The 23,113-nt window shown below is 62.7% G+C and carries 20 protein-coding genes and 1 pseudogene; 10 read left to right on the forward strand and 11 right to left on the reverse strand.

Going from position 1 to position 23,113, the window contains the following annotated elements; genetic code table 11:
* Positions 1-3: 3 nt before the first annotated feature.
* A complete protein-coding gene (rep, locus tag ACP7CJ_RS06990; protein ID WP_276195435.1) occupies positions 4-2,013 on the reverse strand; it encodes a DNA helicase Rep in 2,010 nt (669 codons plus the stop codon).
* Between the two features lie 255 nt (positions 2,014-2,268).
* Here rep and ACP7CJ_RS06995 point away from each other — a divergent pair, with 255 nt between their 5' ends.
* Positions 2,269-3,933 carry a putative bifunctional diguanylate cyclase/phosphodiesterase gene (locus ACP7CJ_RS06995; protein ID WP_276195434.1) on the forward strand — a complete coding sequence of 555 codons (1,665 nt, stop codon included), beginning with the start codon at positions 2,269-2,271 and terminating at the stop codon, positions 3,931-3,933.
* Between the two features lie 50 nt (positions 3,934-3,983).
* Here ACP7CJ_RS06995 and ACP7CJ_RS07000 read toward each other — a convergent pair whose 3' ends face one another.
* The gene (locus tag ACP7CJ_RS07000; RefSeq protein ID WP_426100008.1) at positions 3,984-5,387 is read right to left on the reverse strand and encodes a NorM family multidrug efflux MATE transporter; all 1,404 of its coding nucleotides are present in this window, start codon (positions 5,385-5,387) and stop codon (positions 3,984-3,986) included.
* 151 nt (positions 5,388-5,538) lie between these two features.
* On the opposite strand from ACP7CJ_RS07000, the gene ACP7CJ_RS07005 reads away from it, so the two are divergent.
* Together ACP7CJ_RS07005 and ACP7CJ_RS07010 are read left to right on the forward strand one after the other, a co-directional pair.
* A complete protein-coding gene (locus ACP7CJ_RS07005; RefSeq protein ID WP_276195432.1) occupies positions 5,539-6,459 on the forward strand; it encodes a LysR substrate-binding domain-containing protein in 921 nt (306 codons plus the stop codon).
* Positions 6,460-6,623: 164 nt separating this feature from the next.
* The gene (locus ACP7CJ_RS07010) at positions 6,624-8,600 is read left to right on the forward strand and encodes a methyl-accepting chemotaxis protein (RefSeq protein WP_276195431.1); all 1,977 of its coding nucleotides are present in this window, start codon (positions 6,624-6,626) and stop codon (positions 8,598-8,600) included.
* 17 nt (positions 8,601-8,617) lie between these two features.
* Here ACP7CJ_RS07010 and ACP7CJ_RS07015 read toward each other — a convergent pair whose 3' ends face one another.
* A complete protein-coding gene (locus ACP7CJ_RS07015) occupies positions 8,618-10,117 on the reverse strand; it encodes a PLP-dependent aminotransferase family protein (RefSeq protein WP_276195430.1) in 1,500 nt (499 codons plus the stop codon).
* A gap of 142 nt (positions 10,118-10,259) precedes the next feature.
* Between ACP7CJ_RS07015 and ACP7CJ_RS07020 the strand changes: the two genes are divergently transcribed.
* From ACP7CJ_RS07020 to glyA, 3 genes and pseudogenes are all read left to right on the forward strand, one after another.
* A complete protein-coding gene (locus ACP7CJ_RS07020) occupies positions 10,260-11,501 on the forward strand; it encodes a benzoate/H(+) symporter BenE family transporter (RefSeq protein ID WP_426099911.1) in 1,242 nt (413 codons plus the stop codon).
* Positions 11,498-11,841 (forward strand): annotated as a pseudogene (locus ACP7CJ_RS07025) (alanine racemase); the annotation flags it as partial. The gene ACP7CJ_RS07020 and the pseudogene ACP7CJ_RS07025, both read left to right, overlap by 4 nt.
* Before the next feature lie 80 nt (positions 11,842-11,921).
* Positions 11,922-13,187, forward strand: a complete 1,266-nt coding sequence (gene glyA / locus ACP7CJ_RS07030; protein WP_426099912.1) for a serine hydroxymethyltransferase — start codon at positions 11,922-11,924, stop codon at positions 13,185-13,187.
* A gap of 10 nt (positions 13,188-13,197) precedes the next feature.
* Here the strand turns inward: glyA and ACP7CJ_RS07035 are convergent, their stop codons facing one another.
* The gene (locus ACP7CJ_RS07035; RefSeq protein ID WP_276195427.1) at positions 13,198-14,715 is read right to left on the reverse strand and encodes a YifB family Mg chelatase-like AAA ATPase; all 1,518 of its coding nucleotides are present in this window, start codon (positions 14,713-14,715) and stop codon (positions 13,198-13,200) included.
* A gap of 214 nt (positions 14,716-14,929) precedes the next feature.
* Positions 14,930-15,193, reverse strand: coding sequence for an accessory factor UbiK family protein (locus ACP7CJ_RS07040; protein WP_426099913.1), 264 nt, complete (start codon positions 15,191-15,193; stop codon positions 14,930-14,932).
* 422 nt (positions 15,194-15,615) lie between these two features.
* Between ACP7CJ_RS07040 and glnK the strand changes: the two genes are divergently transcribed.
* From glnK to sutA, 4 genes are all read left to right on the forward strand, one after another.
* Positions 15,616-15,954 carry a P-II family nitrogen regulator gene (gene glnK, locus ACP7CJ_RS07045; protein ID WP_002555808.1) on the forward strand — a complete coding sequence of 113 codons (339 nt, stop codon included), beginning with the start codon at positions 15,616-15,618 and terminating at the stop codon, positions 15,952-15,954.
* Positions 15,955-15,988: 34 nt separating this feature from the next.
* Positions 15,989-17,326, forward strand: a complete 1,338-nt coding sequence (locus ACP7CJ_RS07050; protein WP_276195415.1) for an ammonium transporter — start codon at positions 15,989-15,991, stop codon at positions 17,324-17,326.
* 211 nt (positions 17,327-17,537) lie between these two features.
* Positions 17,538-17,963, forward strand: coding sequence for a secondary thiamine-phosphate synthase enzyme YjbQ (locus ACP7CJ_RS07055; protein WP_017845176.1), 426 nt, complete (start codon positions 17,538-17,540; stop codon positions 17,961-17,963).
* Between the two features lie 104 nt (positions 17,964-18,067).
* Positions 18,068-18,394, forward strand: coding sequence for a transcriptional regulator SutA (gene sutA, locus ACP7CJ_RS07060; protein ID WP_247406754.1), 327 nt, complete (start codon positions 18,068-18,070; stop codon positions 18,392-18,394).
* 96 nt (positions 18,395-18,490) lie between these two features.
* Here the strand turns inward: sutA and ACP7CJ_RS07065 are convergent, their stop codons facing one another.
* The 6 genes from ACP7CJ_RS07065 to lptM are packed head-to-tail and all read right to left on the reverse strand — an operon-like array spanning position 18,491 to position 23,073.
* Complete coding sequence (locus ACP7CJ_RS07065; RefSeq protein WP_426099914.1) at positions 18,491-19,186, reverse strand: HAD family hydrolase; 696 nt, start codon at positions 19,184-19,186, stop codon at positions 18,491-18,493.
* Positions 19,183-20,082, reverse strand: coding sequence for a tyrosine recombinase XerC (xerC, locus tag ACP7CJ_RS07070; protein WP_046381665.1), 900 nt, complete (start codon positions 20,080-20,082; stop codon positions 19,183-19,185). Before xerC ends, ACP7CJ_RS07065 begins: the two co-directional genes overlap by 4 nt.
* A 2-nt stretch (positions 20,083-20,084) precedes the next feature.
* Positions 20,085-20,801 (reverse strand): DUF484 family protein, encoded by a 717-nt coding sequence (locus ACP7CJ_RS07075; RefSeq protein WP_426099915.1) that lies wholly within the window; start codon positions 20,799-20,801, stop codon positions 20,085-20,087.
* 13 nt (positions 20,802-20,814) lie between these two features.
* Positions 20,815-21,645, reverse strand: coding sequence for a diaminopimelate epimerase (dapF, locus tag ACP7CJ_RS07080; RefSeq protein ID WP_276195412.1), 831 nt, complete (start codon positions 21,643-21,645; stop codon positions 20,815-20,817).
* Positions 21,646-21,648: 3 nt separating this feature from the next.
* Positions 21,649-22,896 carry a diaminopimelate decarboxylase gene (gene lysA, locus ACP7CJ_RS07085; RefSeq protein ID WP_426099916.1) on the reverse strand — a complete coding sequence of 416 codons (1,248 nt, stop codon included), beginning with the start codon at positions 22,894-22,896 and terminating at the stop codon, positions 21,649-21,651.
* A gap of 9 nt (positions 22,897-22,905) precedes the next feature.
* On the reverse strand, positions 22,906-23,073 hold the full coding sequence (gene lptM / locus ACP7CJ_RS07090; RefSeq protein ID WP_048723727.1) for an LPS translocon maturation chaperone LptM: 168 nt from the start codon (positions 23,071-23,073) through the stop codon (positions 22,906-22,908).
* Between the last annotated feature and the right edge of the window lie 40 nt (positions 23,074-23,113).

The following is a 23,113-nucleotide window of genomic DNA, read 5'->3' on the forward strand; positions in this document are numbered from 1 at the left end:
ATTCTAGCGCTTTAACATCGCGCGTATATCCGCCAGGGCGGTGTTGCCGCGAACGGCCTTCACCTCGGTCGGGGTGTCGTCATTGCCTTCCCAGGCCAGGTCGTCCGGCGGCAGTTCGTCGAGGAACCGGCTGGGGGCACAATCGATGATTTCGCCGTATTGCTTGCGCTTGGCGGCAAAGGTGAAGGCCAGTGTCTGACGCGCGCGGGTAATGCCCACGTAGGCCAGGCGCCGTTCTTCCTCGATGGTGTCGGCTTCGATGCTGGAGCGGTGCGGGAGGATTTCCTCTTCCATGCCCATGATGAACACGTAGGGAAATTCCAGGCCCTTGGACGCATGCAAGGTCATCATCTGTACACCTTCGGCGCCGTCTTCCTCTTCCTGCTGGCGCTCGAGCATGTCGCGTAGCACCAGCTTGCCGATGGCGTCTTCGACGGTCATTTCGCCGTCTTCGTCTTTTTCCAGGGTGTTCTTCAGCGCTTCGATCAGGAACCAGACGTTGCCCATGCGGTAATCCGCGGCCTTGTCGCTGGAACTGTTGGTGCGTAGCCAGTTTTCATAGTCGATGTCCATGACCATGCTGCGCAGGGCGCTGATCGGGTCTTCGCCGGCGCACTGCTCGCGCACTTTGTCCATGAAGCGCTTGAAGCGCGACAGGCGATCGGTGAAGCGCGTGTCCAGGTGTTCGCCCAGGCCGATTTCGTCGGTGGCGGCGTACATCGAGATCTTGCGTTCGGTGGCGTAGTTGCCGAGTTTCTCAAGCGTCGTCGAACCGATTTCCCTGCGTGGGACGTTGATCACCCGCAGGAAGGCGTTGTCATCATCCGGGTTCACGATCAGCCGGAAGTAGGCCATCAGGTCTTTCACTTCCTGGCGTCCGAAAAAGCTGTTGCCGCCCGACAGACGATACGGAATCTGGTGGTGCTGCAGCTTCAGCTCGATCAACTTGGCCTGGTAGTTCCCGCGATACAGGATCGCAAAGTCACTGTAGGGCCGGTCGGTGCGCAGGTGCAGGGTCAGCAGTTCGACGGCCACGCGCTCGGCTTCGGCGTCTTCGTTGCGGCAGCGGATCACGCGGATCTCATCGCCGTGGCCCATCTCGCTCCACAGTTGTTTTTCAAACTCGTGGGGGTTGTTCGAGATCAGCACGTTGGCGCAGCGCAGGATACGGCTGGTGGAGCGGTAGTTCTGCTCCAGCATCACCACTTTCAAGGACGGGTAGTCGACCTTGAGCAGCATCAGGTTTTCCGGGCGTGCACCGCGCCAGGCGTAGATCGACTGGTCGTCGTCACCCACCACGGTGAACTGGTTGCGCTTGCCGATCAGCAACTTCACCAGCAGGTACTGGCTGGCGTTGGTGTCCTGGTATTCGTCCACCAGCAGGTAGCGCACCTTGTTCTGCCACTTTTCGAGGATGTCGGCGTGTTCCTGGAACAGCTTGACCGGCTGCAGGATCAGGTCGTCGAAGTCCACCGCGTTGAACGCCTTGAGCGTGCGCTGGTAGTGGGTGTAGACGATGGCGGCGGTCTGTTCCTTGGGGTTGCGCGCGTTTTCCAGGGCTTCGGCGGGCAGGACCAGGTCGTTTTTCCACGCGCCGATCATGTTCTTGATCTCGTCGACGCCATCGTCGCCCGCGTATTCCTTCTGCATGATGTCGGTCATCAGGGCCTTGACGTCGGTCTCGTCGAAGATCGAGAAGCCTGGCTTGTAGCCCAGTCGCACATGCTCCTTGCGGATGATGTTCAGCCCCAGGTTGTGGAAGGTACACACAGTGAGGCCACGGCCTTCGCCACCCTTGAGCAGGGTGGCGACACGCTCTTTCATTTCCCGCGCCGCCTTGTTGGTAAAGGTCATGGCGACGATGTACTGGGCGCGGATGCCGCAGTTCTGGATCAGGTGCGCGATCTTGCGGGTGATCACGCTGGTCTTGCCGGAGCCAGCACCGGCGAGCACCAATAGAGGGCCGCCGACGTAGTTCACGGCTTCTTGCTGCCGGGGATTGAGTCGGGACATACAGAGTTCAGGGAGTCATTGTTCAAAAGGGCGGGCATTTTAACAGGCTGGCAAGATTCTGCTGCCTTGGATCGACGGTGTGACGTACCACTCGATCTAAATTTGCCGCTTTTGTTACTTTGCCGCAGGATGTGCGGGTATTTGCGACTATTGTGCGCATGGTTTGTATTTGATAAACATTATCATTGGTGGTTGCTAGGCCGCACGTCATAATGCCCGCCGCCAACGAAATCTTGCAGAGTCTAGGGAGCTAGCTTGTCTACGCCTGTCGAACCCTTGCGTTTGCTGCTGCTGGCCGATGCGCCTGAGTGGGCAGCATTGTTGCGCGAGTGCCTGGTGCCGATGGGCGATGGGGCGGTGCTGATCAGTGCGCCCAACTGGGACTCGGTGAGTCGTCTGTTCGAGGACGACCACAGCGCCGTGCTGTTGACCACGCCCAACCTGCAACCCGGCCCGGGGCGGTGCAGCTTGCCGTGCGTGTTGTTGCTGGAACTGGAGCCACTGGTGGCGCCCCTGGGGGTCAGTGACTGGCTGGTCCGTCATGCCATGGACACCGCGACCCTGCGCCGCTGCCTGCGCCATGTGCGCGAGCGCGGTGTGTTGGAAAATACCCTGCAGCGCCTGGCCGAACAAGACCCGCTGACCGGCATCGCCAACCGCCAGGGCTTCCAGACCCTGCTGGCTGCGCGCCTGGCCGACAACGAGGGTCGCGGCCTGGCCCTGGGTCACCTGGACCTCGACAACTTCCGCCACGCCAACGATGCCCTCGGCCACCAGGCCGGCGACCGGTTGATCCTGCAAGTGGTCTCGCGGCTCAAGAGCCAGCTCGAAGCCGGCGACCAGTTGGCACGCCTGGGCAGCGATGAGTTTGCCTTGCTGATCGACACCCGCCGCGCACCCCAGCGTGCCGAATGGATGGCCGAGCGCATCACCGAAGCCATGGCTGAACCGTATTGGGTGGATGGCGAAAGCCTGCTGATCGGCTGCAGCCTGGGCGTCGCGCATGCCCGCGCGCGTGCCGGCGCCGACCCGCTGATGTGGCATGCCCATATCGCCATGCAGCAAGCCAAGGGCACCCAGGGCTGCACCTTTCATATCTTCAACGAGCGCATCAACCGCAACGCCCGCAGCCTGGCCGACCTGGAAAGTGAATTGCGCCGAGCGCTGCGTCGCGACGAGCTGGAACTGCATTACCAACCCCGCCTCGACCTGGACGACGGCCATATCGTCGGTCTCGAAGCGCTGGTGCGTTGGCGCCACGGCGAGCGCGGCCTGTTGCCGCCCAGCGAATTCGTGCCCCTGGCCGAACAGAGTGGGCTGATTGTTCCGCTGGGTTACTGGGTGATTTCCCGGGCCCTGCGCGACATGCAGGACCTGCGCGAACGCGGCCTGCCGCCGCTGCATATGGCGGTCAACCTGTCGTTTCGCCAGTTCCAGGACAGCCAATTGCTTTCGACCCTCAGCCGGCTGATTACCGAGCGCGGGGTGGATGCGCAATGGCTGGAATTCGAGCTGACCGAAACCGCCGTGATGCGCCGCAGTGATTTGGTCAAGCAGACCATGGACGCCCTCGGTCGCCTCGGTGTGCGCTTTTCCCTCGACGACTTCGGCACTGGTTTCTCATCGTTCGTACACCTCAATAGCCTGCCGATCGCCTTGTTGAAAATCGACAAGAGTTTTGTCGGCGGCATGGAAGAGCGCGAAGAAAACCGCAAGCTGGTTCACGCCATGATCAACCTGGCCCACAACCTGAATCTGGAAGTGGTGGCCGAAGGCGTAGAAACCGCGGAGCAGTTGGCGCTGTTGCGTTTGTTTGGTTGCGACCAGGCCCAGGGGTACCTGATCAGCAAGCCGCTGCCGTTGCCGGAGCTGGTGGACTACCTGACGTTTGGCAAGGACCAGCAGGCTTTATTGGGCTAGCTCATCCTCTATTTGCCAACCCGCTCCCACATTTCAACCGCGCAAGACTTCTAGTCGGTCTGCGCGGCATGGAATGAGCGTTGAGCGTCTGGCTCGTGCCGAATCATGCGCTTGATCTTCGCCTCAAACGCCCAGGTCAGGCTCACCGCCGCGCAGGCCAGGCCCAGCGCGAGGCCCCACCACACGCCGGTTGGCCCCCAACCCAGGGTGAAGGCCATCATCCAGGCCGCCGGCGCACCGATCAGCCAATAGCAACCCAGGCCCACCAGAAAGGTGGTCTTGGCGTCCTTGAGCCCACGGATGCCGCCCATGGCGATGGTCTGCACGCCGTCGAACAGTTCGAACCAGGCCGCCACGGCCAGCAGGCTGACGGCGAGCACGATCACCTCGTGGAATGCCGGGTCGTTATGGTCGAGGAATAGCCCGATCAGTGGATCGGAATACAGCCACAGCACCGCGGCAAATCCCAACATCACCGCCGCGCCAAAGCCGATGCCGACACGCCCGGCCATGCGCGCCTGCAGCAGTTGCCCGGCGCCATAGTGCTGGCCGATGCGCATGGTCACCGCGTAGGACATCCCCGCTGGCACCATGAACGCCACCGAGACGATTTGCAGCGCGATCTGATGCGCCGCCAATTGCGTACTGCCCATGGTGCCCATGCACAGCGCTGCAAAGGCAAACAACCCGACTTCCACCGCGTAGGTGCCGCCAATCGGCAGGCCCAGGCGCCATAACTCGCGCAAGTACTGGGTGTTCAGACGCAACAGGCCTGCGCTCAGCGGGTAGGCCGAGTACGCACGGTTGCTGCGGATATACCCCATCAGCGCCAGCGCCATCCCATTGGCGACGATGGCCGTAACCAGGCCGATGCCCATCAAGCCGAGTTTTGGCAGACCGAACATGCCCTCGATCAACGCGTGGTTGAGCAGGTAGTTGACCAGCGTGCCGCCGAGGCTGATCACCATCACCGGTGTGGCCTTGCCGATGGCGCTGGTGAAGCCGCGCAAGGCCATGAAGCTCAGATAGCCGGGCAGGGCGAACGGCAGGATGGTCAGGAATTGTCCTGCCGCGTCCACGTTGGTCTCGGTCTGGCCGAACATCAGCAGCACCGGCTTGAGGTTCCACAGCAGCACCGCCGCCGCCAGGGCCATCAGCCAGGCTAGCCACAGCCCGGCCTGGGTCAGGCGGGTGGCACCGTCGATGTCGCCCGCGCCGTGGCGGATGGCGACCAGGGTGCCCACGGCAGCAATCACGCCGATGCAGAAAATCGCCACGAACGAGTAGCTCGCCGCGCCCAGGCCACCGCCGGCCAGGGCCTCGGGGCTTAGGCGGGCCATCATCAGGGTGTCGGTCAGCACCATCAGCATGTGCGCCAACTGTGAGGCAATCAGCGGCCCCGCCAGCCGCAGAATGGCCCAGAGTTCGGTACGTGCCGGATGTTGGATGATCATCACGCTCAAATTCTCGGAAGGTTCGGAACAGCTGATTCTCGGCGCTCTCAGCCCATTGCACAAAGGGATAAAAGCGATTGCTCGCATGATTAAAACTCATGCTTGATTGATTCTGGTAGGGTTTCGGCATTGTGCTGTCGGAGCTTTCCTTATGTCTCGTCGTCTTCCTCCGCTTTATGCCCTGCGGGCCTTTGAAGCCGCTTCCCGGCACAACTCCTTCACCCGTGCAGCGCAGGAACTGTCCATCACTCAAAGTGCGGTGAGCCGGCATATCCGCACCCTTGAAGAGCATTTCGCCTGCCGCCTGTTCCAGCGCAGCGGCCGCAACCTGCAGCTCACCGAGGCCGCGCGCCTGCTGTTACCTGGGGTGCGTGAGGGCTTTGCCGCGTTGGAGCGGGCCTGTCATACCCTCAACGCCGAAGATGACATTTTGCGCATGAAGGCCCCCTCGACCCTGACCATGCGCTGGCTGCTGGCGCGGCTCAGTCGTTTCCGGCATTTGCAGCCGGGCAACGAAGTGCAGCTCACCAGCGCATGGATGAGCGTGGATGAAGTGGATTTCAACCAAGAGCCTTTCGACTGCGCAGTGCTGTTGAGCGACGGGCACTTTCCGGCGGATTGGGACGCCAGTTACCTGTTCCCGGAACTGTTGATTCCAGTCGGTGCGCCCAACTTGTTGAGCGACGGCCCGTGGGACGTCAATCGCCTGGCCAGCGCCGAGTTGCTGCACCCCACGCCCGATCGCCGCGACTGGCGTAGCTGGCTGGAGCGCATGGGGCTGTCTGCCCAGGTGTCGCTCAAGGGCGGGCAGGTGTTCGATACCCTGGAATTGGGCATGATCGCCGCCGCACGGGGTTATGGCGTGTCCATGGGCGATCTGCTGATGGTCGCCGAAGACGTGGCTCAAGGGCGCCTGAGCCTGCCGTGGCCAACCGCTGTCGCCAGTGGGGAAAATTATTACCTGGTGTGGCCGAAAACCCGCCCGGGCGGCGAGCGCCTGCGCCGGCTGGCGGAGTTTCTGCAAGGCGAAGTGCAGGCCATGGTCTTGCCCGTCGTCGAACGTCTCGATTGAAGCGCTTCAGCGTGAGCTAGCAATCGTTTGCGTTTCGCTCAAGTATTGCCAGCGTCCGCCGAAGTAGGTGTGTTGGAATTGTCGTGCACCAACGAATCTCACTAGATAATTTGCCGAGCAACGCTATGAGATCAGGATGATCCTGGCCTCGGCCAGGAGCTGTCATGTCTCAACCTCGTGCTCGGATCGCCTCCCAGTTAGGCCTCGCGTTAGCCGTGATTCTGGCTGTCGTTATCAGCGGCAGTACTGTTTTTGCCTTGCGTTCCCTCGACTCCGCCAACCTCGATACCCGGGAAGAACACCTGGCCAGCGAGGCGCGCCTGCTGGCCGACCAACTCAGTACGTTCCACGGCACCTTGCGCGAGAGCACCCAGCGTTTGAGCGGGCTGTTTGAAAAGCGCTTCAGCGCCGGCTTGAGTGTGCAGGCAGATCAGCCGATCGCCGTGGCCGGTGTGCAAACCCCGAGCCTGTACCTGGGCAAGGTGCTGCTGAACAACAACTTCGATGGCGTCGACGAGTTCAAGCAGATGTCCGGCGGCGTGGCCACGGTGTTCGTGCGCAGCGGCGATGACTTTATCCGTATCAGCACCTCCTTGACCAAGCAGGACGGCAGCCGTGCCATCGGCACCGTGCTGGATCGCCAGGGGCCGGCCTACTCGCGGGTGGTCGGCGGACAGACCTATATAGGCCGCGCCGTGCTGTTCGATCGCTCCTACATGACCCAGTACAGCCCGGTGCGCGACGCCAGCGGCAAGGTTATCGCGGTGCTGTTCATCGGCTTCGATTACACCGATGCGCAGAACGCCCAGTTCGACAACCTCAAACGCTTCCGCATCGGCCAGACCGGTTCGCTGGCGCTGCTCGATGAGCAGAAACACTGGCTGGTGCCGCCGGCCGGGGTGCAGGCGCCGGACCAGTCTGTTGCGGTGATGCTGGACCTGGCCAAGACCCCCGGCAAGGGCCGCTTCTGGAGCGACAAGAACGAAGATTTCTACAGCGTCTCGGTGCCGTTTGACGGCGGCCCCTGGGCGGTAGTGGCGAGCATGCCGAAAGCCGAGATCCGCGCGGTCACGTGGTCGGTGGGCACTCGCCTGGTGATCGGCAGCCTGTTGGCGATGCTGCTGGCGGTGGGCGCGACGGTGTGGTTGTTGCGCAGCAAACTGGCGCCGTTGAGTGACCTGGTACGCCAGGCCGAAGCCTTGGGCGCCGGGGATTTGAGCGCGCGCCTGAACGTGTCCAGTCATGACGAGATAGGCCAACTGGCGCGCAGCTTCAACCAGATGGGTGAAGCGTTGTCGACCATGGTGTCGCACATCCGCAAGGCCGCCGAGGAGGTCAACGGCCGCGCTCAGGCGTTGTCCGGTTTGTCCGGTGGTGCTTATGAGGGCATGGAGCAGCAGTCTGGCGAGATCACCAGCATGGCCGGCGCGGTGGAAGAGTTCAGCGCCACCTCGCTGAACATCGCCGACAACATGGGCAACACCGAACGCTTGGCCCAGGAAAACGCCCAGCAGACGCGCATCGGCCGTAACTCGATGGAGCAGGCGTCGTCGTCCCTGGAGCACATCGCCACCTCCCTGAACAGCACCGCCACGGTGATTAACACCCTCGGCCAGCGCTCCCAGGAAATCGGCGGCATCGTCGGCGTGATCACCTCGATCGCCGAACAGACCAACCTGCTGGCGCTCAACGCTGCCATCGAAGCCGCCCGCGCCGGTGAGCAAGGCCGTGGGTTTGCCGTGGTCGCTGACGAAGTACGCAACCTCGCTTCACGCACCCGCCAGGCCACCGATGAAATTTCCGGGATGATCCAAAGCATCCAGCAGGAAACCGGTAACGCCATCAGCACCATGGAACAGGGCAATGCGCTGATGCAGGAAGGCCTGTCACGCAACGCCGACGTGGCGTCGGCCCTGGCACGCATCGACGAGCAAAGCCGCTCGGCCGGGCAGCAATTCGCCGCGATCACCACCGCCACCCAGGAGCAGAGCAGCACGGCAACGTTGCTGAGCAGCAACCTGCAGAGCATTGCGCTGGCCAACAGCGAGCAACGCGAAGTGGTGTCGAACCTGGCGATTACCGCCAAGGAGCTGGAGACGCTGGCGTCGGGCTTGCGCCAAGAGGTCGATCGGTTTCGTTGAAGGTGCGCCTGGAGCGGCTAGCGCGCGTTGAGCGCGTTCGCCAGGCGCAGCATGGCGGTTTCGATTTCATGGGCGGTCAAGGACGAGTAGCCCAATAGCCATCCCTGTTTCGTGGCGGCACCGGCATACAGCCGGCTGAGGCCGGCCAGTTGCACGCCCGCGTTGGCGGCCTGGCGGATGGTTTTTTCTTCCGACCAACCTTCATGCAGCACGCAAGGGATTTGCAGCCCGCCCTGGGGCCGGCACGCCGTGACCACATCGCCCAGGTGCTTGCCGATGGCGTCGAGCATGATGGCTTGGCGCCCGGCGTAGAGTTTGCGCATCGCACGGACATGGGCGTTGTAATGACCGTCCTCCATAAAGCGCGCCAGCGTCAGTTGCAGGATCTGCGGGGTGTGGCCGTCCATCATGCTGCGCGCGTAGGTGAAGGCCTTGACCAGTTCAGGGGGCAGCACCATGTAGCCCATGCGCAGGCCGGGGAACAGGGTCTTGCTGAAGGTGCCGAGGTACAGCGTGCGCTGATACTTGTCCAGGCCCTGCACACAGGCCGTGGGTTTGCCGTCGTAGTGAAACTCGCTGTCGTAGTCGTCTTCGATGACCCATTTGCCTTTTTCCGCAGCCCAGTTGATCAACTCAAGGCGCCGTTCCAGGGGTAGCGTGGCGCCGGTCGGGTATTGATGCGAGGGCGTGACATACACGCACGTGGCGCCGCTGCGGTCGGCGTGCAGCAGGTCGGTGCGGATGCCCCACTCATCGACATCGATCGGCACGACCTTGGCCTCGGCGGTTTCGAAGGCCTTCCTGGCGCCGTAGTAGCCCGGGTTCTCCAGCAGGATCGGTTTACCGACGTCCACCAACAACTGCGCACACAAAAACAGCGCCTGGCGCGTACTGCTCAGCACCAGGACCTGGTCGGGCGAGCACTTGGCCCCACGCTCAAGGTTCAAATAGGTGGCGATGGCTTTGCGTAATGATTCGGCCCCTTGCGGGTCGCCGTGCAACAGCACGCTGCTGCGATAGTCCTTCATCACCTGGCGCTGCAGGCGCTCCCAGACCTCGGTCGGGAACGAGCGGGTTTCGGGCAGGCCCGTGGCAAATGCCTTGATCACCTGTTGGTCGGCCACGCCGCCGCTGTCGAGGATCATCCGCCCGCGCTGGCTCAAGCCGGCACCGGGAGCCGCCTGGCTGGTTTTGACGGCCTGCGCCTTGATGCGGCGGCGCGAGGCGCCGCGCAATTCGGTGCCGATGGCCTCGCACACGTAACTGCCGGAGCCCTCGCGCCGCACGATAAAACCATCGCGCTGCAACTGCACGTAGGCGTTCTCCACCGTATCGCGCGCGATCCCCAATGACTTCGCCAACACCCGCGTCGCCGGCAGCTTCAGACCGGGTGCCAGCGCGCCGTCGAGGATCAAGGCGCGCAGGGCACGTTGAATTCGCTGGTGCAGGCCCAACCGCTGGAATTGCGCATCGTTGAGGCGCATTTGCAGGGTTTCCAGCTCGAAGGTTTTCGCCATGCGGTCTGCCTTGCCTTGAAGAATTGGCTGGTATTGGCAGGCCAGTCTATCCGTAGACTTCGACCTGCGCCACGGCCTTCACGCCGGCCAATGGCCGATCACGCGAGGCTCAACCCCTCGTCTGGCAAGGAGCTAAGTACCTATGTCTTCGTCAATATCGCCGTCGTCGCTGCGCCTGCGCGACCTGTTCCACCCCATCGTGGCCGGGCTGATTTCAGTCATCGTCAATTATGGCGGCACGTTCATTCTGGTCTTCCAGGCCGCCAAGGTGGCGGGGCTGAGTCCCGAGCTGACCGCTTCGTGGGTCTGGTCAGTGTCGATCGGTGTGGGGGTGACCGGGCTGTTTCTCAGTTGGGTGAGCCGTGAGCCGATCATCACCGCCTGGTCGACCCCCGCTGCGGCGTTTCTGGTGGTCGCGCTGTCTGCCACGCCTTATGCCGAGGCGGTCGGCGCGTACATGGTTTCAGCCGTGGCGTTTGTGCTGCTGGGGCTGTCCGGCTGTTTCGAAAAAGTCATCCGGCTGATTCCGCCTGGCATCGCGGCGGCCATGCTGGCGGGAATTCTGCTGCAGTTCGGTATCGGCGCGTTTGGTGGCATGAGCCTCGACCCTTTGTTGGTTGGGTTGCTGATCACCGCTTACGTTGGGCTCAAGAGGTTTACTGCGCGCTACGCCGTGGTCGGGATTCTGGTGCTGGGGCTGGGATTCCTGCTGGTGCAGGGGCGGGTGGACTTGTCGGGCCTGTCCCTGCAACTGGCGGCGCCGGTATTCACCCGGCCCGAGTTTTCGCTCAATGCGTTGCTCAGTGTGGCGCTGCCGCTGTTTCTGATCACGCTAACGGGCCAGTACATGCCGGGCATGCTGGTGTTGCGTAACGATGGCTTCAAGACCAGCGCCAACCCGATCCTGACAGTGACCGGGCTGGGGTCGCTGTTGATGGCGCCGTTCGGCTCGCACGCGTTCAACGTCGCGGCGATCACGGCGGCCATCTGCACGGGCAAGGAAGCCTCGGAGGTCCCGTCCAAGCGCTGGGTCGCCGGGGTTGCGGCTGGTGTGTTCTACATCCTTGTCGGGGTGTTCGGGGTGACGCTGGCCGCCGTATTCATGGCGTTCCCGCCGGCGTTCATCACCACGCTGGCCGGCTTGGCCCTGCTGGGCACCATCGGCGCCAGCCTGGCCAACGCGATGGCAGACGTCAGGTCGCGTGAAGCCGCGCTGATCACCTTTCTGGCGTGCGCCGCGAACATCACCCTGTTGGGGATCGGTGGGGCGTTTTGGGGGTTGTTGATCGGGTTGGCCGCGTATGCGCTGCTCAACGGCCGCTTGCCCCGTCGTCGTGCGGCGGTTTCCGAGGCGGTGACGATGGCCAAGGAGGCGGCCCAATGATGCGCGCCGAAGCGCAAGCCAGCGCCACCCTGCATGCGCGTCACGGGCGTTACCCGCAGGCCACCAGCGTGGAGGATTTTCGGCGCAATCTGGCGGCCGTACAGCAACGTATCGCCGCTGCCTGCGAGGGGCCGAGGCGCTGGATCGTCGCCTGCACATTGAAGGACGGCAACTGGATGTGTTCGTGCAGGTGAACACCTCCGGGGAAGCCAGCAAATACGGCCTGGTGCCGCACGCCGTCGCGGACTTTCTGCAGGCCCTGCCGGCGTTCCCGGCCTTGCGCGTTCGTGGGCTGATGACGCTGGCGCTGTTCCCGGCCGACATGGCCCGCGTGCGCCCGCGCCATGCCGGATGCCTGCTACTGGCCGAGCGCTGATCACTGATCAACGACCTGATTTTCCCAGCAAGGACCTGTTCATCATGTACGACTCAACATTGACGCTTGAAGCCTTCGACCCGCAGTTGTGTGAGGCGATTCATAACGAGGAGCGCCGCCAGGAAGACCACGTCGAGCTGATCGCTTCCGAAAACTACGCCAGCCCGCTGGTCATGCGCCTCCAGAGCACGGTATTGACCAACAAATACGCCGAGGGCTATCCCGGCAAGCGCTACTACAGCGGGTGCGAATACGTCGATGTGGCCGAGCGCCTGGCCATCGAACGGGTCAAGACCCTGTTCGACTGCGATTACGCCAACGTGCAGCCCCATGCAGGGGCCCAGGCAAACGCTGCGGTGTTCCTGGCCTTGATCAACCCCGGGGATACGGTGATGGGCATGAGCCTGGCCCAGGGCGGTCACCTGACCCACGGCAATCCGTCCAACTTTTCGGGCCGGCATTACCACATCGTGCCTTATGGGCTCGATCCGCAGACGGGCTTGCTCGACTACGACGAGATGGAGCGCATTGCCGTGAAAACGCAGCCGAAGATGCTGATCGGTGGGTTTTCTGCCTACTCGCGGTACAAAGACTGGGCGCGCATGCGGGTGATTGCCGACAAGGTCGGCGCGATTTTCTGGGTCGACATGGCTCACGTCGCCGGGCTGGTCGCTGCTGGCGAATACCCGGACCCGTTGCCGCACGCCCATGTGGTCACCAGCACCACGCACAAGACCTTACGTGGCCCACGGGGCGGGTTGATTTTGTCCAAGGGCCAGGACGCAGCGTTTTACAAAAAGCTCGACTCGGCGGTATTCCCGGGTGTTCAGGGCGGGCCGTTGATGCATCAGATCGCGGCCAAGGCGGTGGCCTTCAAGGAAGCCTTGAGGCCCGAGTTCAAAACCTACCAGGCCCAGGTCGTGGTCAACGCGCGGGCCATGGCGGCCGTGCTGCAGCGGCGCGGTTACACGATTGTCTCGGGTGGCACCGATAACCACATGATGCTGATCGACCTATCCGACCGGCCCTACACCGGCAAAGACGCCGATGCGGGCCTGAGCAACGCCGGCATCACCGCCAACAAGAATTCGGTGCCCAACGATCCGCGCTCACCCTTTGTCACCTCGGGGCTGCGCATCGGCACGCCGGCCGTCACGACCCGCGGTTTCGGCGTGTTCGAGTGCGAGCAACTGGCCGGTTGGCTGTGCGATGTACTCGACGCCCTGGAGCGCGGGGAGAGCGAGAGCGTTGCGCATCAGGTGCGTGAACAGGTGATTGCGCTGTGCCGCCGTCACCCGGTTTATCGCTGATTTTTTATGTCTAAGCGTTGGCGCAGTCGACTTGGCTGGAAGCCGAGGGCCGGTATTGCAAGGCTTCGGCAATGTGGCGGCGACCGATAGTGTCGGCGCGCTCCAGATCCGCCAAAGTGCGGGCGACCTTGAGCAGGCGGTGGGCTGCTCGAAGCGACAGGGTCAAGCGCTCGCAGGCGCTTTCCAGCCAGGCTTCGTCCGGCTTGGACAGCGCACAATGCTGGCGCAACCCCGGTAGATCCAGGAACGCATTGGCGCAGCCCTGGCGCTGATGCTGGCGTTCCCGTGCCTGGGCAACCAGCGCCGAGGCGGTGGACGTGTTGTCGCCGGGCTGCGGGGCTGGGTTCAGCGCGGTGATTTCGCGGGCGACGGTCAGGTGCAGGTCGATCCGGTCCAGCAACGGCCCGGAGAGTTTGTTGCGGTAGCGCTGGATCTGCTCCGGCGTACAGCGACAGCGCGCGCTGGGGTCGCCCATGTAACCGCAAGGGCAGGGGTTCATCGCGGCGACCAGTTGAAAGCGCGCCGGGAAACTCACACGGTCACGTGCGCGGGAGATCACGATATGCCCCGACTCCAGCGGCTCGCGCAAAACCTCCAGCACCTTGCGATCAAACTCCGGCAGCTCGTCCAGGAACAGCACCCCATGGTGGGCCAGGGTGATTTCCCCCGGTTGCGGCTTCGACCCGCCGCCCACCAGCGCCGGGCCGGAGGCCGAGTGGTGCGGCTGGCGAAACGGCCGGTGGGGCCAATGGCTCAATGGCGCCAGGCTGACCACGGATTGAATCGCGGCGACTTCCAGCGCTTCGTGTTCACTCAGCGGCGGTAGCAAACCCGGCAGGCGGCTGGCGAGCAAGGTCTTGCCGGTGCCGGGCGGCCCGCTGAACAATAGGTTATGCGCGCCTGCCGCAGCGATCAGCAGCGCGCGTTTGGCGGCGAGTTGGCCCTGGACTTCGCTGAGGTCCGGGTAGGGCTTGTTCAAGTACAGCAAGCCGTCAGACTTGAAGGGCTCGATCGGTACTTGCCCATTCAGGTGCGCCACCACCTGCAGCAGGTGATCCACTGCAATCACCTTCAACCCGGATGCCAGGCAGGCCTCTTCGGCATTCGCCCGAGGCACGATCACGCTGCGCCCGGCCTTGCGCGCCGCCAGCGCCGCCGGCAACACGCCTTTCACCGCGCGTACCTCGCCCGAGAGTGCCAATTCTCCCAGGCACTCCACGTCATCGAGCATCAGCGCCGGCACCTGCACGCTTGCCGCGAGAATCCCGAGGGCAATCGCCAGGTCAAAACGCCCGCCGTCCTTGGGCAGGTCGGCGGGTGCGAGGTTGAGGGTGATGCGACGGGCCGGGTATTGCAGCGCTGAATTGAGGATGGCGCTGCGCACGCGGTCCTTGCTTTCCTTGACGGCGGTTTCCGGCAAACCCACCAGCGTGAGCGATGGCAGACCATTGGCCATATGCACTTCGACGCTGACGGCGGGGGCTTCGACGCCGATCTGGGCGCGGCTGTGGACGATGGCGAGGGACATGCTCATTCCTTGAAAGGGCGGGCCGCTTCCTGCGGTTTTTCAAGGGTAGACGAGGTGGGGAAGAGCGAGGCGGGGGAGGTTTTACAGAACGTATCCGGAGAGTGACGCAGAACGAGTGTGTGGGCTGGCGTGCCTGCGATATAGGCGGTTAGGTGTGTCAGAGGGACCGAGTCGATCCCATCGCAGGCAAGCCAGCGCCTACATTGACCGGGGTTTATTCAGCGGCTGCCGGGGTCAACCGCGCTTCCAACTCCGCCACCTTCGCCTCCAGGCTTTCCAGGCGCGCTCGGGTGCGGGCCAGTACCACCATTTGGCTGTCGAATTCTTCCCGGCTGACCAGGTCGAGCTTGCTGAAGCCGCTTTGCAGCAACGCCTTGAACTGGCTTTCGATTTCATTGCGGGGCAGCGGGGGGTCGCCGCTGAACAGGCGGGAGGCGTGGCCGCTCAGGGCGTCGAGGAGGTCTTTGGGCGCGAGCATGGGAAATCTTCCGGAAAACTGTTGGCGGGCAGTGTATCACGCAGCGTCTATAGTCATTTTCACGGACTCACGCGCACGCTTTTCGCGCATGGGGGCGCACGGTGGCGCACCCTTTTCGTGCGCATTGCATTCGCCAGAGGGTCCCGCAGGTGGGCGCAGCTAGGCAATGGACTGATTTCAATGATTTTTACGGAGCTGGCAAGGTTTCTGCTTAGACGAACATGACCCATGCACTGATGCAGTCGCTGTGACGAATGCAGTGCGCCGACGGATCAGGGGTACAGGTTTCGTCACCAGTGGTTCGCTGGCGTCGTAATGGCAATTGCTCTTGCGACGACGCGTTACAAAGCCAGGCGCTGCGCTTAGACTTGAGACGGGTTTGTTTTCCTGGGGCAAGTCCACCAATTCGGGAGAGAGTTTTCATGAAGCTAGTCACTGCCATCATCAAGCCGTTCAAGTTGGACGATGTACGCGAGTCGTTGTCCGAGATCGGCGTGCAGGGCATTACCGTTACTGAGGTCAAAGGCTTCGGGCGGCAGAAGGGTCACACCGAGCTGTATCGCGGCGCGGAGTACGTGGTCGATTTCCTGCCGAAGGTGAAGATTGATGTCGCCATTGACGACAAGGATCTTGACCGGGTTATCGAGGCGATAACCAAGGCTGCCAACACCGGCAAGATCGGTGACGGCAAGATCTTTGTGGTCAATCTGGAACAGGCTATTCGCATCCGTACCGGCGAAACCGATACCGACGCAATCTAAGCCGCCAAACCCCAACGCCCCAGGAGAAAACAATATGACTCTGCGTAAATTCGCAGGGCTCGGAGCCCTGTTGTCCTTTGTAATGCCAAGCCTGGCCTTGGCGGCAGACGAAGTGGCTGCTCCAGTCCTCAATTCCGGTGACACGGCGTGGATGCTCACATCCACCGCGCTCGTGCTGTTCATGACCATTCCCGGCCTGGCGCTGTTCTACGGCGGTATGGTTCGCTCCAAAAATATTCTGTCGGTGATGATGCAGTGCTTCGCCATCACTGGCTTGATCACCATCCTGTGGTTCGTCTACGGCTACAGCATGGCGTTCGATACCACCGGTATGGAAGCGGGCGTCGTCAACTTCAACTCGTTCGTGGGCGGCTTGTCCAAGCTGTTCCTCTCAGGTGTGACCCCGGCCAGCATCACCGGCCCTGCGGCGCTGTTCCCTGAGGCGGTGTTCATCACCTACCAGATGACCTTCGCCATCATCACCCCGGCGCTGATTGTCGGTGCCTTCGCCGAGCGTATGAAGTTCTCCGCGATGCTGATCTTCATGGGCGTTTGGTTCACCCTGGTCTACGCGCCGATTGCTCACATGGTGTGGGGCGGTCCGGGTTCGCTGCTAGGTGACTGGGGCGTGCTGGACTTCGCCGGCGGTACGGTGGTGCATATCAACGCCGGTGTGGCTGGCCTGGTAGCGTGCCTGGTCCTCGGCAAGCGTAAAGGTTTCCCGACCACGCCAATGGCGCCTCACAACCTGGGTTACACCCTGGTGGGTGCGGCCATGCTGTGGGTCGGCTGGTTCGGCTTCAACGCCGGTTCTGCAGCGGCGGCCAACGGCACTGCCGGTATGGCGATGCTGGTGACCCAGATCGCTACTGCCGCCGCCGCACTGGGCTGGATGTTCGCCGAGTGGGTCACCCACGGTAAACCAAGCGCCCTGGGCATCGCCTCGGGTGTGGTGGCGGGCCTTGTGGCTATTACGCCGGCTGCCGGTACCGTGGGCCCGATGGGCGCGCTGATCATCGGCCTGGCGGCGGGTGTGGTGTGCTTCTTCTGCGCCACGACCCTGAAACGCAAACTGGGCTATGACGACTCCCTGGACGCCTTCGGTGTGCACGGTATCGGCGGTATCCTCGGCGCAATCTTGACCGGTGTGTTTGCAGCGCCAGCACTGGGTGGCTTCGGCACCGTGACTGATGTGGCGGCACAGGTCTGGATTCAGTGCAAAGGCGTCGGCTTCACTGTGATCTACACAGCCATCGTGACCTTCATCATCCTCAAGGTGCTGGACATGGTCATGGGCCTGCGGGTTACCGACGAAGAAGAAGCTGTCGGCCTCGACCTGGCGCAACACAACGAACGCGGTTACAACTTGTAAGTAGGCGAAAAAAACATGCCCGGCTTGCCGGGCATTTTTTTGTCTGACGTTTGTCAGTCATGACGCGTGGTGCCGGTTTTTGCGCTGCGTATGTGATGGCGCGCACACGGCACTTTTCCGGATGCGAATGTCTTACAGGCATGTAGGCGTATTCGGCACTTTGTTTTTTCCCTGAGCGCGCTAGAATGCGCGCCGATGGGCGGAGAACTGTATGTGGCAACAGACCCTGATTACCCTGCGGGCCAAGCCCCGGGGCTTTCACCTGGTAACCGACGAGTTGCTGGCCGGCTTGCCTGAATTGAAGGCGTGTCGCGTGGGCCTGTTGCATCTGTGGCTGCAGCATACCTCGGCCTCGTTGACCATCAACGAGAATGCCGATCCGGCGGTTCGTCGTGACTTCGAGCGTTTTTTCAACTCGCTGGTGCCGCAAGGCCGAGCCGGGTTCGAACACAACGACGAAGGCCCGGACGATCTGCCGGCGCACTTCAAGGCCAGTCTCCTGGGCTGCCAGCTGAGTTTGCCGGTCAAGGCCGGCCGCTTGGCGATGGGGACCTGGCAAGGTGTTTATCTGGGCGAGCACCGTGATCATGGCGGTGCTCGTAAAGTCCTCGCCACTTTGCATGGTGATGGGGCATAAGCCATTGGTTATCCGGTGGATGTTGATTTTTTTTCCGGCGACCTTCGACAGAGGGCGAAGCTGGGCTATAACTAATCTGCTTTTCGCAAGTCATGAGGTAGAACATGAGCGACGATGATCTGGAAGACGACCTGGAAGTAGGTGAGGACGACGATACCGAAGAGCTGGAGGCGGTAGCGGAAGACGCTCCTGACGAAGGCGATGACGGTGGCGATGATGCGCCTGCCAAAACAGCCAAAGGCAAGGTCAAGGCCGCAGTTTCGGTCGATGAGCTGCCGAGCGTTGAAGCCAAGAACAAAGAGCGCGATGCGCTGGCCCGTGCGATGGAAGAGTTCCTCGCTAAAGGCGGCAAAGTGCAGGAAGTCGAGGCCAACGTGGTGGCAGACCCGCCCAAGAAACCGGATAACAAGTACGGCAGCCGACCTATTTGAGGTCAGCTTCCCGCTTGCTGAAAAAGCCCGCCGTCGCTGCGGGCTTTTTCATGCCTGAAACAATGTCTATGAGCCAGCGGTGTTGCCGCGACAGCGTTACTGCCAACTGCGGAGCAACGGTGGCAACTCCGTCAGGCTGCGAATCTGCGCATCCGGGTGTTGATCCGCCTCCCAGACCTTGCCCGTCGGGTTGAACCACACCGCGCGCAGTCCTGCTTGTTGGGCTCCCGCGATGTCATCCCCCGGATGATCGCCAACATGTACCGCTGCGCTGGCGTCCACGCCACCACGTTGCAGCGCTTCCTGAAACAACCGCGCATCCGGCTTGGCGATGCCGAGGTCTTCAGCGCGCAGGGCAAAGTGAAAGTAGTCCGCCAGGCCCACACGCTGCACGTCCGCGTTGCCGTTAGTGATCACCCCCAGCAAGAAGTGCTTGCGCAGCGCTTGCAGCATCGGCTCGGCTTCGGGGAATACGGTGAGCTGGTGGCGTGCATGAATGAACGCTTCAAAGCACACATCGGCCATTTCCTCGGCTTGCGGCTGCGGGTAGCCCGCTTCTTCGAAAGCGTACATCAATACGCGGTGGCGCAGCACGCTGATGCGGTGTTTGAGTTCGGGATGGCGTTCCAACACCTGCTGGCGAAGGCTGGCGAAATGCTCCAGGGGCAGTTCGCCGACCTTGGCGGCATGGGTGGCCAGCCATTCGCGCATTGACGCTTCGGCGCTGATGATGACGGGTACGTTGTCCCAGAGGGTGTCGTCCAGGTCGAAGGTGATCAGCTTGATGCTCATGAGTCGCCGCCCTTGATGCGTTTGGCCCGTGGATGGGCGCTGTCGTACACCGTTGCCAGGTGTTGGAAATCCAGGTGGGTGTAGATCTGCGTGGTCTTGATATCGGAGTGGCCGAGCAGTTCCTGCACCGCGCGCAGGTCTTGGGACGACTCCAGCAAATGGCTGGCAAACGAGTGCCGCAGCATGTGCGGATGCAGGTTCTGCCCCAGCTCGCGCTCGCCGGCCGCCTTGACCCGCAGCTGAATCGCCCGCGGGCCCAGGCGCCGGCCCTGCTGGCTGACAAACACGGCGTCGTCCGCCGGGTTGGTCAGTGCGCGCAGGGGCAGCCACAGTTGCAAGGCTTCGCGGGCTTTTCTACCCACCGGCAGCACGCGGGTCTTGCTGCCTTTGCCGAGCACTTGCACCAGGCCGTCGGCCAGGTCGAGTTGATCGAGGTTCAGCCCGGTCAGTTCCGACAGGCGCAGGCCCGAAGAATAGAACAGCTCCAGGATCGCCTGGTCGCGATGGGCCAGGAAATCATCCTCGACGGCGCCATCGAGCAATTGCAGGGCGCGGTCGGTGTCGAGAGTCTTGGGCAGCCGCCGCTCGCCCTTGGGCGGGGCCAGGCCATTGGCCGGGTCGTGGTCGCACAGGCCTTCGCGGTTGAGGTAGTGATACAGGCCGCGCACCGCCGATAGCAGGCGTGCCAGGCTGCGGGAAGATTGGCCCTGCTGGTGCAGGCGCGCGATCAGGCTGCGCAGCCCCTGGATATCCAGGGCTTTCCAACTGGGGATTTGCTGCTTTTCGCAGTAGGCCAGAACCTTGTTCAAGTCCCGTCGGTAGGCTTCCAGGGTGTGGGGCGACACCTGGCGCTCGCTGCGCAGGTGAGCGCAGTAAGCGTCCAGTTGCCGTTCCATGGTTAGCGCACCGCGCGCAGGGCGGTGGTGAAACGCGGTAGTACGCGGCCCAGCACTTCGGCGATGTAGGTCAGGAACAGCGTGCCCACCGAGCTTTTGTAGTGCGCAGGATCACGGCTGGCGATGGCCAGTACCCCATGCAGGCCCTGATGGCTGAGGGCGACCACCGCGGTAGAGCCGATCTGCTGGCGCTGCTCGGCGCCAAACAAAAAGTCCAACTCATGTTCGCGCAAGGTGCCGCTGATGGTCTTGCCTTCGGAAAGCAGGCCGCCAATCGCCGTTTGCGCTTCGCCGCCGCTGACCCAGCGGCCTACCGGCATCGGGTTGTCGCTGAACAGGATCAGGCTGACGAAGGGCACCTGGAAGTCCTGGCGCAGGCTGTCTTCCACGGCGATCACCGTTTCTTCCAGGCTGGTGGCGTCCATCAGCGTCAGAATCAGGCGCCGGGTCTTGTCGAACAGGCGGTCGTTATCGCGGGCTACGTCCATCAAGTGCGAGAGCCGATGGCGCATTTCGATGTTGCGCTCGCGCAGGATCTTCATCTGCCGCTCCACCAGCGACACGGTATCGCCACGCTGGTGGGGGATGCGCAGGGCCGGCAGCAGTTCTTCGTGCTCGACGAAGAAGTCCGGATTAGCCTCAAGGTACGCCGCGACAGCAGCGGCCTCCAGGCTGACGCTCGGGGATGCTTGTGCGGGTACTTGAGGCTTATCGGTCATTTGCTTGGCTCACTCATAGACGGACCTGTCCTTCGTATACGCGCATGGCCGGCCCGGTCATCATCACCGGGTGGCCGGGGCCTGCCCATTCGATGGACAAGCGTCCGCCGGGCAGGTCGATCAGCAGCGGCGAATCCATCCACCCCTGGCTGATCGCGGCCACGGCAGCGGCGCAAGCACCGGTGCCGCAGGCCTGGGTTTCACCGGCGCCGCGCTCCCATACACGCAATTGCGCGCGGGAGCGGTCGATCACCTGCAGGAAGCCCACATTGACCCGTGCCGGAAAGCGCGGGTGATGTTCGATCTTCGGCCCCAGCTCATGCACCGGCGCGCTATTGATGTCATCGACGCGCAGCACCGCATGGGGGTTGCCCATGGACACGGCCGCCAATTCGACAGCCTGGCCGTCGACGTCAACGGTGTAGCAGGTGGCCTGCTCGGCGGCCTGGAACGGAATATCCGCCGGCACCAGGCGTGGCGCGCCCATGTTGACGCTGATCTGGCCGTCGCTGCGGACATCCAGCTCGATCACGCCGCTCTTGGTCTCGACGCGAATCTGCCGCTTGGCGGTCAGGCGCTTGTCCAGCACAAAGCGGGCGAAGCAGCGCGCACCGTTGCCGCACTGTTCCACTTCGGAACCGTCGGAGTTGAAGATCCGGTAACGGAAATCCACCTCCGGGTTGCTGGGCGCCTCAACGATCAGCAACTGGTCGAAACCGATGCCGGTATGGCGGTCGCCCCACTGTTTAGCGTGCTTGGGCAGAATGTGCGCATGCTGGCTGACCAGGTCAAGGACCATGAAGTCATTGCCCAGCCCGTGCATCTTGGTAAAACGCAACAGCATGGCTTACTCCGGCAGCAGGCTTTCGCCAGCATACAACTCGGCTACCGTCTCGCGGCGACGCACTTCAAACGCTTGATCACCGTCCACCAGCACCTCGGCGGCACGTCCGCGGGTGTTGTAGTTGGAACTCATGACAAACCCGTAGGCACCGGCCGAATGAATGGCCAGCAGGTCGCCTTCTTCCAGGGCCAACTGACGATCCTTGGCCAGGAAGTCGCCGGTTTCGCAGATCGGGCCGACGACGTCATAGGCGCGCGCTTCGCTGTCGCGAGGCGTTACGGCAGTGACATTCATCCAGGCCTGGTACAGCGCCGGGCGGATCAGGTCGTTCATCGCCGCGTCGACGATGGCGAAATCCTTGTACTCGGTGTGCTTGAGGTACTCGACCTGGGTCAGCAGCACGCCGGCGTTGGCGACGATGTAGCGGCCCGGCTCGAACATCAGCGTTAGGTCGCGGCCTTCCAGGCGTTCGCGCACGGCCTTGATGTAGTCGCCGATCAGCGGCGGCTCTTCATCGCGATACTGCACGCCCACGCCGCCACCGAGGTCGATGTGCTGCAGGTAGATGCCGCACTCGCCGAGGCGGTCGGTCAGCGCCAGCAGGCGGTCGAGGGCATCCAGGAACGGAGGCAGGGTGGTGAGTTGCGAGCCGATATGGCAGTCGACACCCAGCACTTCCAGGTTCGGCAGTTGGGCGGCGCGGATGTACACGTCCTCGGCGTCGGCGATGGCGATGCCGAACTTGTTCTCTTTGAGACCGGTGGAAATGTACGGGTGGGTGCCGGCGTCGACGTCCGGGTTGACGCGCAGGGAGATCGGCGCGCGAACGCCCATCTCGGCAGCGACGACTTGCAGGCGCTCCAGTTCGTCGGTGGATTCGACGTTGAAGCAATGCACGCCGACTTCCAGGGCGCGGCGTATGTCTTCGCGGCTCTTGCCGACGCCGGAGAAGACGATTTTGTCAGCCTGGCCGCCAGCGGCCAGAACCCGTTCCAGCTCGCCACGGGAGACAATGTCGAAACCGGCGCCCAGACGCGCCAGGACATTGAGCACGCCCAGGTTGGAGTTGGCCTTGACCGCGTAGCACACCAGGTGCGGCACGCCGTTCAACGGGTCGGTGAAGGCGCGATATTGGGCTTCGATATGCGCGCGCGAGTACACATAGGTCGGGGTGCCAAAGCGCTCGGCAATTGCGGACAGCGCCACGCCTTCCGCGAACAGCTCGCCGTTCCGGTAGTTAAAAGCGTCCATGGGTTTCCCTTAGTAAGTGTCGTGCTTGTGCGCTTTTTGTGGTTTCTGCGACGATTGCGCCTGTTCATTTGGGTCTTTGCTGTCATCAGGCAGGTACAGCGGGCCTTTTTGACCACAGGCACTAACGAGGCAAGCGACCGCGACGAGCGCAGCAAGGGAAGAGATCAGGCGCTTCATGGCGAAATCCTTGAATATGCATTAATTGCGCCCGAGTATA

Origin of the sequence: Pseudomonas sp. PSPC3-2 (assembly GCF_049897085.1) — a bacterium.
Taxonomy (GTDB): domain Bacteria; phylum Pseudomonadota; class Gammaproteobacteria; order Pseudomonadales; family Pseudomonadaceae; genus Aquipseudomonas; species Aquipseudomonas paraveronii.